Genomic DNA, 10436 nt, shown 5'->3' with positions numbered 1-10436 from the left:
CTGGGGGTCAAGGGGTCGCAGGTTCAAATCCTGTCAGCCCGACAATCTTGAAGGGCCGCTAGCCAGGGTATAAACCCTGGTCAGCGGCCCTTCTGCCATTCTGCTAGATCCGGATTTTCCTACTAGGCTGCCCGGAGTTGGGGACCGTTTGGGGACCGGGGCGCCTTCAAGTGGGCGCTGAGGGCGTCTCCCGCCTCGTTGATCGAGCGCTGATCCGGGTGCAGGTACCGCTGTGTGGTGGTCAGCGAACCGTGCCCGGCGATCTTCCGGAGGACGTGCACCTTCACGCCCGCGTCGGCGAGCCACGTCAGGCCGGTGTGCCGCAGGTCGTGGCGCCGCAGGTGCTCGTAGCCCAGCGCGGCGACCACCTCGTCCCAGTGCGTGGCGTCGCGCAGTACCGCCGTGCTGATCCGGCCGCCGCGTGGGCCGGTGAACAGCCGCGCGTCCGGGCCTGCCGCCGAGGCAAGCCGCTCGATCACCATCGGCCGGACCTCTTCGATGATCGGCACCTTGCGGGCGCGCTTGCCCTTGGTGCCCTTGTCGATCAGGCCGCCCGGTCCCGGTGTGGTCTGCCGGCGCACGGTCCACGTCCACGTTGCCCGGTCGATGTCCCCGGCGCGGACGCCGGACACCTCGCCGATCCGGGCGGCCGTGCAGGCGGCGAAGGTGACGATGTGTCCCCATCCGGTGAAGTGGCCGCGCGAGCGAGCGACGAGGGCGTCCGCGAGGGTGGTCAGGGCCTCCCAGCTCGGCAGGGCGAGTGTGCGCGGGTCGTCCAACTCGTCCTCGGCCTGCTGATACTCGCGCTGCCAGCCCTTCACGTGCGCGACGTTGTGATCCACGATGCCGTCACGCTTGGCCTGTTCGAGCACCCTGACCAGGATGGCGAGGGTGTTCTTGACGGTGGATCGGCTGCACTCGTCCTCGATCCACGAGTAGACGGCCCGGTCCACGACGCCGTTGGTGATCGCGGCCGTGGGGATGTGGCCGAGGGTCGGCACGACGCGCAGGCGCCAGCCCGCGAGGTACGGATCGAGGGTCTTGCGCTCCAACCCTCGGGTCGCCAGGGGCATCACGTTCTCGCCGTACTCGGCGAGGCACTGGGTGGCGGCGGTGGGGTCGATCCCGCCCTGTGCCGCTCGGATCATGCTCTTGATCCATTCGTCGGCCTCGTCGCGGGTCTCCGTCGACTGCGACTTGGACCGGCGGTCCCCGGTCGCGGGGTCGATCCAGCGCACGCGAGCCTTGTAGGGCTTGGGTCGCCCGGCGCGATACTCCACGTCGGACTTGACTGAAACAGTGAGGGGCGGATGTTGTGCTGTGCTGCTCACGCTGCCTCCGGAGTGACGCGACGGCTCGCCAGCCACGCCCGTACGTCCTCGATCGCGTACATGATCACGCGCTCGGACAGGGCGATGAACGGCGGTCCCTGGATCGGACGGGCGGTACGCCAGCGGCGCACGCTGGACGGGTCGACGCGCAGCATGCGCGCCAGCTCCTCGGTGGTGATCAGTTCGGCCTCTGCGGCGGTCGTGTCGATGCTGTCGACGGCCCTGAGTCGCACGGTGACGGCCTCCCGGTGCTGCGGTGCGGTGATGGCGAAGGGGTGGGGGTCGATGTCTCTGCGGCCCTGTGCGCGGCCCGCTGAGAGCCGTTCTGAGCCAAGATCTCGGCTTGCCTGGTGTGTTCCTATGCGCGTCGCCGTGGTCGTGCCGCTATCTCCCTGTTTCAGCCGATCTCTCATGATCAGTCACCCCTCTCGCTGTCACTGGCCGTGTCACCGTCGTTTTCGCAGGTCAGAGCGGGTTGAGTGACGGCAGTGACAGGAGTGACACCGGTGACACCGGGCACGCGGTACCGGCCGCCGGGTTCGGCGGCGAGCTGCCCATCGGCGAGCATCCGCGAGCACGTCTGCCGCACGGTCGCCGCCTTGAGTCCTACGGCGCTGGCGATGCCCGCCGGGGTGCTGCCCGGCGTCGCCCGCAGGAACCGCAGGATCGCGGCGCGGGTTTCGCCGACCTGGTGGTCCTCGGCCGGACCGTCGAGCATCTGCCACGCTCCGGCGTCGGAGTCGAAGGTCAGCGCGTACTCGTTCTCGTCGACGTCGCGGCCGGTCACGTGCAGCACGCCGTCACCTTGGTTGCGTGCCCGCTTGAGCACGAGGGTCGCGTCGGCGGCCCCGGCGAGGCCGTTGGTGCCGGAGACCTCGGTGAGGAAGTCGTCGGATCCGGCCTTGCGCACGTGGTGGACCAGCACGAACGCGACGCCGTAGTCGTCGGCGACCTTCTTCGCCCGGCCCACGGCGGCGTAGTCGGCGTCGTAGGCGGATGCGCCGGGGGCGGAGTTGCCCCTGAGCTTGGCGAACACGTCGATGATGACCATCCGCGCGTCCGGGTTGCGGTCGAGCCACGCGGCGATGGCCTTGTCGCCGCCCTGCGGCAGCGGCGGGCACTCGGTCGCGAGGGTCAGCCCGGCGGGCGCCTTGCGCTGGCCGAGCACCTTGCCGAGCCGGTTCTGGAGGCGCCGGGCGGTGTCCTCCAGGGCGAGGTACAGCACCGGGCCGCGCTCGACGGGGATGGAGCCGAACGCCTTGCCGCCGCAGGCGACGTCCACGCCGAGGCCGAGCGACATCCACGACTTGCCGACCTTCGGCGGCCCGCACAGCAGGTTGACGCCCTCGGACAGCACGCCCGGCACGGCCCACTTCGGCGGGGCGAAGGTCATCGCCATGATGTCGGCGGCGGTCCACGCGGTCCGGATCCGGGCGGGCCGCTCCTGGTCACCGGAGAGCAGCTCGGCGGCGTCGTCCGGCCCGGCGACGTGCAGGTTCGCTCGTTCGGGCCGGTCGGCCGGCACGCCGGTCATGCCGCCACCGTCCGGGGCCGCTTGGCACCGGCGACGAGGCCGGACCGGATGGTGCGCAGCGTCTCGAACCGGGTCAGCCCGATCGACAGCGCGGCCTCTTCGAGCAGCGCGGCGGCCTGGTCGACGTGCAGGGCACCTCCGGCGGCGAGCTGGCCGAGGGCGACCGACGAGACGTAGAGCGCGTGGTTGCGCTCGCCCTGCGCGGCCCGCCGCAGGTGGTCGAGCTGGCGGCCGATCGCGGCGTCCAGGTAGGCACCGGCCCGGCCGCTGCCGAGGTCGACCAGGACCGGGCGTTGCGGCGGCAGCGGCGCGGGGGCGAGCCGTTCGGCGAGCCAGCCGGGCAGGTCGGCCACCTCGGCATCCCGGGCGATCGTGTACGGGCGGCCCGCGACGGTCGAGCCTGCGGCGACGACGTAGCCGCCGTGGGCGCGGGTGTCGACCAGCCAGCCGAGGCCGTTGCCGCGCTCCCCGGCCGTGTTGCGCAGGTCCGGACCGGCGGCCGGGTGCCGGTAGTACAGGTGCGTTCCGCCTCGCCCGGTCGTCACGGTGTAGGTCTGCCACGCCTCGGGCGCGCCGTCGGCGTCGTGGCGGGCGCAGAGCAGCCCGAACACGTCGGACCCGTTGCGGCACAACGGATCCGACCACTCAGCCGGGGCGGTCTGCCCGTCCTTCGGCGTGTCCAAGTCGACCACGACGAGGCCGGACGGGCCGCAGGCGATCCCGACCCCGTACGGCGTGCTGGCCCAGCCTCGGCGGATGCGGTCGGGGTCGACGGTGGCGCGGGCCTCCCAACCGGTGTGTCCGTTGCGGCAGCGCGGGTCCGTGCCGGTGCACGCCTGCTGGGCGTGGTCGGGGAAGGCGGGCCGCTTGTCGTCCGGGCGCAGCGGGAAGACGTGCCAGCCGCGCGCGGCGGTGGCGAGGGCGACCTCGCGTAGGTTTTCGTTGCTGTGCATGGGTTCCGGCCTCCTGGTGTCGGGTGTGGACGGATTGGCCTTGCGGTGCTTCTCGTGGGCGCAGGCGGCGCAGTAGCGGTCCCTCTCCCACTGCCGGGTGACGGTGAGCGGCTGGCCGGAGAGGGTGTCCTCGGCGGCGACCGTCGCGCGGCAGATGTGCGGGTAGGGCAGATCGGCCGGCACGACGCGGCCGAGGGTCTTGCTGGCGGCGATCCAGTGGCCGCTCATCGCAGGTCGGCGCAGGTCAGGCACTCGCCGAGCGAGCGCGGGATGTAGTAGTCGCAGATGGTGCGGCAGGTCGGGCAGGTGCGCCGGGCGCGCAGCGCGGCGGCGATCGCGCGCCGCTGCGCTGCGCTGGCGGGCCGCTTGGGGCGGGCGAGGTCGAGCCGGTACAGGTACGCCGCCCGGGTGCCGCCGACGCCCTGCCAGAGGATCTGCGCGGCGATCGGCTGGCGGCCCGGCCGCAGCCCGCGCGCGGCGAGCTGGCGGCGGGTCGCGTACCCGTCCGGCGCGCCCTGCCACCAGAACGTCGGCAGGCCGTAGCGGGTGCCCTCGGGGTCGAAGAACCGGGCGCGGATGCGGCCCATCAGGCGGCCCTCCGGCTGATCGCGGGCCGCTCGCCCCGGCCCGGCACCGCGTACGGCCGGGCGATCACGGCGTCCAGGAGCTGGCCGAGCAGCCGCAGCAGCGTGGCGAGCTGGGTGCGGGCGGTGTCCTCGCGGCGGCTGAGCGGGATCCGCAGGTGCACCTCGGCGTACTCGACGTCCCCGGCGCGCACGCGGGTCACGACCGCACGGCCAGTGCCCCCCGCAACGACCTTCGCCGCCGACCGGTGCTCGTCCAGGCCGCACCGGTGATCGCGGGCGCACCACGCGGTGTGCGGCGTCTCGTCCCGCTGGATGCGGGCCATCGTGCGGGCCTTCACCGGGTGCCCTTGTCGTGCAGCTCGCGCAGGCTGTTGATGATCCGGCGGCCGATCCGCAGGCGCCGCCCGTCGCCGCCGCAGCGGCGGCAGAGGCCGAACGCGCGGCCGAACGGCGAGCGGCGCTTGCCGGAGCCTTTGCAGCGGCGGCAAGCGCCGAACGGCCAGAGCCAGCACCCGAGGGCGTAACCGAGTGTGACCAGGACGACGGCGAGGCAGAGCAGGCCGGAGAGGGCGGTTTCGTGGGTTGCGGTCGCGGCGAGGGAAGACACGAGAAGCCTCCAGGGCGGGTTTTTGGGCGTGAGGGGCTGGCGGCGCAACCCGCGACCGGTCAATGTCTGCGCTGACCAGGCCGGTCGCGGGTTGAGTCGCGTGAGCGCGACCGGTCGCGGGCGGGCCGCGACCGGCTAGGCGGCCTTGCGGCGGGCGATCGCGGCGTCGATGTCGTCGGCCTTGGCGCCCTTGAGCGCCTTGCCGGACCGCTTGACATCTACGCTCCGTACACCATGTGCGCGGATCTGAGCGGAGATCGATTCGGCGGTCACGTCCGCGTACGCCTCGGGCAGTCGCTCGGCGAGCCGGGCGGCGATCTCTTCCCACTGCGCGCCGGTCTCGCCGCGCTCGATCACGGCGCGGACGTCGGCGAGCACGTCGCGGTGCTCGCGGGCGATGTCCTCTCCGGCCGCCATGCCCGACAGCGTCCCGGCCTGCTCGCGCATCTTCCGGGCGGCGATCAGGATCTTCTCGGCGTCGTCGGCGTCGGCGAGGTACGTGCGCACGGTCGGCGTGGCGTCCGACGCGCCGCGCAGGATCCCCACACCCTTGTAGGAGGGCAGCAGCGTGGACGAGTCGTAGCCCTCGCTGTTGGCGCCCGCGCCAAGCACCAGGTCGGAGACGTTCCACGAGCCGGTACGCAGGGAGAACCGCACCTGGTGGTTGTCGCGGAAGCTGATGAACTGGGTAGCCACCTGCCCGCCGCCGACACCCGAGGGCCGCTGCGTGGCGTCCACGAACATCACCCCGGCCGCCGGAGCGACCTTGACCAGGTAGACCAGCAAGGAGGCGATCTCCTTGCTGATGTCGCCCAGGTCGAAGTACTCCTGGAACTCGTCCAGGAACACCGCCCGCACGGGCATCTTGTACTTCGGATCCCGGGCGATCTCGCGGGTCAGCTTGCCCTCGGGGCAGACGTCGACGGGCAGCTTGGACAGCCGCTCGTAGCGGTCCTGGACGTCGGCCTTGATCTCGCGCAGCGCTTCCAGCACGATCTCGGCCGGGTCGCCGTCGCGGGTCATCGCGAGGCCGAAGGCGCACCGGTCGGCGACGAGGGCGAACTTGCGCCAGTCCGGCTTGCCACCGCCGTCGAGCACGGTCAGCTTCACGTACGGGTCCAGCGCGGCGTACAGGGCGAGCGCGCGGGCGGCGAAGGTCTTGCCCTGCCTCGGCTGCGCGCCGATCAGGATGCTGTTCCACATCAGGTCGACGGCGACCTTGTTGCCGCGCTCGTCCAGCCCGAACGGGGCGGGCTGCCAGATGTCGGTTGCCTTGCAGCGCAGCAGCGGCGTACGCCCGGCGCCCTGCGCGAGCGGGTCACGGTCGGCGACCCACAGCGTGTGGCGGCGGTGCGAGCTGGGGTCGCGGGTGATGAACACCTGCGACACGGCGACGTCCAGGCCGGAGGCGATCGCGCCGCGCGCCTTCACCGCGTCATCGAAGGTCTTGCCGTACGGCAAGTCGATCGACACCTGCGAGCCGGTGCCGGAGGTGTCGCGGGCCATCGTGGAGCCGAACCCGATCTGCTGGTGGGGCTTGTCGGGGTGGCCGAGACCGGCGGCGTAGTAGGCACGCAGGATGATGTCCGGGTTGACCCGCCGGAACCGGCCGGACACGGTGGCCGGGGTGATGATGCGCCGGTCCTGCGGGCGGCCGAGGTGCGCCAGGAACGCGACCAGCAGCGCGGTCGTGAGCACGAGCGCCCACATCGGAGCGACCGCGTAGAGGACCGGGGCGCCGAAGCACACGGTGACGGCCTCGGCGGCGAGCACGATGCCGCGCCACATGCGGGTTGCCTTGACCTCGCGGTGCAGCTTGAGCCACATCGCCGGGTCGTTCGCGTCGGCGGCGGCCTGCCGCAGGCCGTACTGCTCCGAGACCCACCACCACTTGAGCTGGCGGCCGATCAGCCGGAACGCGCCCACGGACGCCCAGAACGACGCCTGCGCGGCGTACCAGGGGGCGCGGACCGCGTGGAACCCGGCGCGGTAGCCGGTCAACTGCGCGCCCTGCGCGAGGCTGTGCCGGATGTTCGGCCACGTCGACCAGTTGGCCGGCACGATCGGCCGACGCCCGGACGGGTCAGCCGCGGGCGGGTCGACGAGCTGGCCGCCGCGCTGCGGCGCCTCGTCCAGGGTGTGCTCGAAGTGCGTGCCGGACGCCTCGGCGGTGCGGCGGGTGCGCTCGGCGTTCAGGTCGACCACCTCGGCAACGTCGGCCTCGGCGGCGGTCCAGTCGAAGTTCTCGGGTCCGTTGGGGGTGTTCACGGTGTTGTCCTCCGGGGGTCTCAGGCGGCGATCACGAGGGCGGCGACGAACAGGAACAGGTAGTGGAAGGACTGATCGAGGGCGTATGAGCCGGTGCCGAGCGACGGGTTGTCGTCGCGGCCGGGACGCGGGATGCCGAGGGCGTAGAACCGGCCCGCGCCGCACAGGTCGGCGAGGCGCTTGAGCGGGGCGCGCCGGTCGGCGATGTAGTGCGTGACCGCGCTGACCGCCAGCCCGGCGGCGACGCGGCCGGGGCCGAGCGGCAGGCCGAGCGACAGCGCGACGGCGGCGAGCGCGACGAGGGCGGTCAGGGTGTAGGTGATGACGTGCGCGGCGCAGGCGATGCGGCCGGGCCAGCCGGGGCGACCCTTGCAGTCGGCCTGGTGTTGGGTCTGGATCCAGTGGTCGGCGAGCTGGTGAGCGACGTAGAGGGCGACGAACACGGCGGCGAAGGTGGCGGCGGTCATGGCGTGTCCCCCGATCAGGAAGCGCTCGACGTGACGGGCTTGCGGCAGTCGGGGCAGTAGGTCGGGGCCTTGGCGTTGCCGTGGAGGGTGACCTGGCAGCCGCACGACAGGAGGATCCAGCGGGCGGCGAGGGTGACGCGGCGGGCGAGGTGCGAGAACATGGGGGCCTCTCCTTGAGGTCTTGAGCCGAGGGGTCGAGGGCCGGTGACGCGGCGCTTGCTTGGCGGTAGGGGCCGCGTCACCGGGCGAAGCTAGGCAGCGGCGAGGGCGGGCGTTTCCGCAGGAACCGGGGCAGATGGTGACGCATCGGTGACGCGCAGGGCGGCGAGGTGACGCCGGGCGGTCGAGACCGACACACCGGCCTTCGCGGCGATCTCCGAGACCGGCGCGGCGGGCATCTTGGCGGCGACCTTGGCGACCTTCTCCGCCGACGCGGGACGCGGCGTGACGCGCTTGGCGGGTGCCTTCTTGACCGCCGGACGCGGCGCGGGAGCCTCGGCCGGGACTGGCGCGGCGGGTGTCTGCGGGGCTGCCACCTCGGCGACGACCGGGGCGGGTGATTCGGCCGGCACGGCGTCCTCGGCGACGGACGCGACGCGCCGGGCGGTCGCCAGCAGCGCGCCCGTCGCCATGACCATCAGGCCATCGACGGCGAGCGGGCCGATGTGGGAGGTGATCGCGTCCTCGCCGTAGAAGTGCAGCAGCCCGGCGAGGTGCTTGTACGACACCAGGGCGGCGACCAGGGCGACCGGCAGGAGACCGGCGAACCGCAGCGCGGCCCAGCCCCGTCCGGACGGCCAGGCGACGCGGGCCAGGATCTCGGTAGCCACGAACAGGGCGACCGGCCAGAAGATCGCGCCGACCACGGCGCCGGTCTGCGGCGACCAGGCGGCCGGGGCACCGGCGGGCGGGACGTAGGAGTGCGCGACGTTCGCGGCGATCGAGACCGTGCCGCCGAGAGCGGCACCGATGTAGGCCCAGCCACGACCCGAAACGGAAGGCTTGCGCATCACGCCACCGCCTGCGAGTCGGCGGGACGGACGGCCAGCTCGGCGGCGACACGGGTCACGCGGGCCTCGGCCCGGCGCAGGCGTCGCCAGTCCAGCGGCGACGGGCCGCCATGGTCGGCGGCGTAGATGTTCGAGATTTCAGCGTCCAGCAGGTCCAGCTCGGCAGCGATCAGCGGCCACTCGGCCTCAACCGCCCGCAGGTCGGCGGCCGACGGACCGTCGGTGACCAGGCGAAGCTTCCTCACGGGATTTACCTCCAGCGATCGAACGAGGGGGGAGCGGACTTTTTAGTCCGCATCACCGGCCTTATGAGTCCACCATAGGCCTTACGAGTCCGGTTGTCAAGGACCAAAAAGTCCGCGACACTGGATGCATGAGCGACGGCGTTGAGAACGTGACAGGGGCGGCCATTCGTCGCCGACGACTGGAGCTGGGCCTGTCGCAGGTACAGGTGGCAGAGGCGGCGGGCGTGAACATCCGGCAGATCCGCCGTTATGAGGCTGGCGACCAACAACCACTGCTGTCCGTCGGCGTGGCTATCGCCCGCGCGCTACGGATGAGCGTCCTTGAGTTGGTCGGAGAGGGGCCTAGCCAGCGGCTGAACCTCACCGGCGAGTGGTGGATGAGCTGGCAGACGAGCAGCGAGGGGCGCGACCAGGTCACGGCGCAAACCGTCCAGTTCATGCAGCAGGAAGACCTGATCACGATGCAGACCACGTCGCGCGGCACGGTGGACGCAGACGAGGACCGGCGGGTAGCCCTAACTGTCGAAGATGGGGGATACCACTGGCATGGTGAGCTGCGACTATGGGACAACCGTGTCTTGATCGGCTGGTATGCCGCGAACGACGGTGGTGTTGCGTCGAAGGGCAGCCTGTACTTCGGGCTTGCCGCTCACGGGGACAGCGCCCTCGGCATATGGACGGGCATGAGCCGCGACGGCGATCTGTTGTCGGGGTGGGGTGCTCTAGGCCAAACCGAGGATCAAGTTGTAAGGGTGGTCCGAGACCTCAAGGTCACCCGAGGTGTCAAGGCGCTGCGAACGGCAGCCGAGAGCGAAGGAGATCCAAGTGGCGACTGAACATGTTGTGGCCCTAACCACGACACCGACCGAGGAGGAGGGGCAGCAGCTTGCCCACAAGCTGGTAGAGGCCCGACTTGCCGCATGTGTTCAGGTGACCTCGAAGATCCGGGCGGTCTACCGCTGGAAAGGCGAGATCTACGACGAGCCTGAGTGGCAGCTCTGGATCAAGACTGCTGCGGACAAGATCGATGACCTTGTCGCGTGGCTTCCCAAGAATCACAGCGGCGAAGTGCCCGAATTGATCGTTCTGCCCATCACTGGCGGATGGAGCACCTACCTCGACTGGATCACCGCAGAGACCCGAGCCTGACACGGGGCCTGTCACCGGTGTCACTGGTGTCACTGGTGTCACTCCACGGCGGATGAGCTGGGAAAACGTGAGTGACAGGGGGGAGACTGCTCTGTCACTCACGTTTGGCCCCGGGAAGGGGGACCAATGGGGACCACTTGGGGACCACACGCTATGAGCGCCGGTGCGCCGACCTGCACACTTAACATCGGCGTGAACGCTGCGCATCGCGTTTGACGTGCGGAAACGCCTACTCCAACGGCCTGGGGGTCAAGGGGTCGCAGGTTCAAATCCTGTCAGCCCGAC

14 protein-coding genes are annotated in these 10436 nt (G+C 71.3%); 2 read left to right on the top strand and 12 right to left on the bottom strand.

Annotated elements, in window-relative coordinates:
- Positions 1-122: 122 nt before the first annotated feature.
- From QSK31_RS47990 to QSK31_RS47935, 12 genes are all read right to left on the bottom strand, one after another.
- Entirely contained in the window at positions 123-1238 is a 1116-nt protein-coding gene (locus tag QSK31_RS47990; RefSeq protein ID WP_285691908.1) for a tyrosine-type recombinase/integrase, read from the bottom strand.
- 89 nt (positions 1239-1327) lie between these two features.
- Complete coding sequence (locus tag QSK31_RS47985) at positions 1328-1564, bottom strand: helix-turn-helix transcriptional regulator (RefSeq protein ID WP_285691907.1); 237 nt, start codon at positions 1562-1564, stop codon at positions 1328-1330.
- 182 nt (positions 1565-1746) lie between these two features.
- The gene (locus QSK31_RS47980; RefSeq protein ID WP_285691906.1) at positions 1747-2865 is read right to left on the bottom strand and encodes an AAA family ATPase; all 1119 of its coding nucleotides are present in this window, start codon (positions 2863-2865) and stop codon (positions 1747-1749) included.
- Entirely contained in the window at positions 2862-4046 is a 1185-nt protein-coding gene (locus QSK31_RS47975) for a bifunctional DNA primase/polymerase (RefSeq protein WP_285691905.1), read from the bottom strand. Before QSK31_RS47975 ends, QSK31_RS47980 begins: the two co-directional genes overlap by 4 nt.
- The gene (locus QSK31_RS47970; protein ID WP_285691904.1) at positions 4043-4405 is read right to left on the bottom strand and encodes an RRQRL motif-containing zinc-binding protein; all 363 of its coding nucleotides are present in this window, start codon (positions 4403-4405) and stop codon (positions 4043-4045) included. The genes QSK31_RS47975 and QSK31_RS47970 overlap by 4 nt, the downstream gene beginning before the upstream one ends.
- Positions 4405-4743 (bottom strand): hypothetical protein, encoded by a 339-nt coding sequence (locus tag QSK31_RS47965; protein WP_285691903.1) that lies wholly within the window; start codon positions 4741-4743, stop codon positions 4405-4407. The genes QSK31_RS47970 and QSK31_RS47965 overlap by 1 nt, the downstream gene beginning before the upstream one ends.
- Positions 4740-5012, bottom strand: a complete 273-nt coding sequence (locus QSK31_RS47960) for a hypothetical protein (protein ID WP_285691902.1) — start codon at positions 5010-5012, stop codon at positions 4740-4742. The genes QSK31_RS47965 and QSK31_RS47960 overlap by 4 nt, the downstream gene beginning before the upstream one ends.
- 135 nt (positions 5013-5147) lie before the next feature.
- Positions 5148-7280 carry a cell division protein FtsK gene (locus QSK31_RS47955; RefSeq protein WP_285691901.1) on the bottom strand — a complete coding sequence of 711 codons (2133 nt, stop codon included), beginning with the start codon at positions 7278-7280 and terminating at the stop codon, positions 5148-5150.
- 20 nt (positions 7281-7300) lie between these two features.
- Positions 7301-7747, bottom strand: coding sequence for a DUF3307 domain-containing protein (locus tag QSK31_RS47950; RefSeq protein ID WP_285691900.1), 447 nt, complete (start codon positions 7745-7747; stop codon positions 7301-7303).
- Between the two features lie 14 nt (positions 7748-7761).
- Positions 7762-7908 (bottom strand): hypothetical protein, encoded by a 147-nt coding sequence (locus QSK31_RS47945; protein ID WP_285691899.1) that lies wholly within the window; start codon positions 7906-7908, stop codon positions 7762-7764.
- 90 nt (positions 7909-7998) lie between these two features.
- Positions 7999-8757 carry a hypothetical protein gene (locus QSK31_RS47940; RefSeq protein WP_285691898.1) on the bottom strand — a complete coding sequence of 253 codons (759 nt, stop codon included), beginning with the start codon at positions 8755-8757 and terminating at the stop codon, positions 7999-8001.
- Positions 8757-9002, bottom strand: a complete 246-nt coding sequence (locus QSK31_RS47935) for a DUF6284 family protein (protein ID WP_285691897.1) — start codon at positions 9000-9002, stop codon at positions 8757-8759. Before QSK31_RS47935 ends, QSK31_RS47940 begins: the two co-directional genes overlap by 1 nt.
- Positions 9003-9130: 128 nt before the next feature.
- Here QSK31_RS47935 and QSK31_RS47930 point away from each other — a divergent pair, with 128 nt between their 5' ends.
- Together QSK31_RS47930 and cutA are read left to right on the top strand one after the other, a co-directional pair.
- The gene (locus QSK31_RS47930; RefSeq protein ID WP_285691896.1) at positions 9131-9838 is read left to right on the top strand and encodes a helix-turn-helix domain-containing protein; all 708 of its coding nucleotides are present in this window, start codon (positions 9131-9133) and stop codon (positions 9836-9838) included.
- Positions 9828-10151 carry a divalent-cation tolerance protein CutA gene (gene cutA, locus QSK31_RS47925; protein WP_285691895.1) on the top strand — a complete coding sequence of 108 codons (324 nt, stop codon included), beginning with the start codon at positions 9828-9830 and terminating at the stop codon, positions 10149-10151. Before QSK31_RS47930 ends, cutA begins: the two co-directional genes overlap by 11 nt.
- Positions 10152-10436 lie beyond the last annotated feature (285 nt).

It is taken from the genome of Actinoplanes sp. NBRC 103695, assembly GCF_030269485.1.
GTDB lineage: Bacteria > Actinomycetota > Actinomycetes > Mycobacteriales > Micromonosporaceae > Actinoplanes.
This window is presented reverse-complemented; position numbering and strand designations above follow the sequence as displayed.

Bases quoted from the DNA above. Each gene is read 5' to 3' on its own strand.
- QSK31_RS47950 (WP_285691900.1), bottom strand. From the start codon at position 7,747: ATGACCGCCGCCACCTTCGCCGCCGTGTTCGTCGCCCTCTACGTCGCT.
- QSK31_RS47980 (WP_285691906.1), bottom strand. From the start codon at position 2,865: ATGACCGGCGTGCCGGCCGACCGGCCCGAACGAGCGAACCTGCACGTC.
- QSK31_RS47940 (WP_285691898.1), bottom strand. From the start codon at position 8,757: ATGCGCAAGCCTTCCGTTTCGGGTCGTGGCTGGGCCTACATCGGTGCC.
- QSK31_RS47975 (WP_285691905.1), bottom strand. From the start codon at position 4,046: ATGAGCGGCCACTGGATCGCCGCCAGCAAGACCCTCGGCCGCGTCGTG.
- QSK31_RS47930 (WP_285691896.1), top strand. From the start codon at position 9,131: ATGAGCGACGGCGTTGAGAACGTGACAGGGGCGGCCATTCGTCGCCGA.
- QSK31_RS47945 (WP_285691899.1), bottom strand. From the start codon at position 7,908: ATGTTCTCGCACCTCGCCCGCCGCGTCACCCTCGCCGCCCGCTGGATC.
- QSK31_RS47970 (WP_285691904.1), bottom strand. From the start codon at position 4,405: ATGGGCCGCATCCGCGCCCGGTTCTTCGACCCCGAGGGCACCCGCTAC.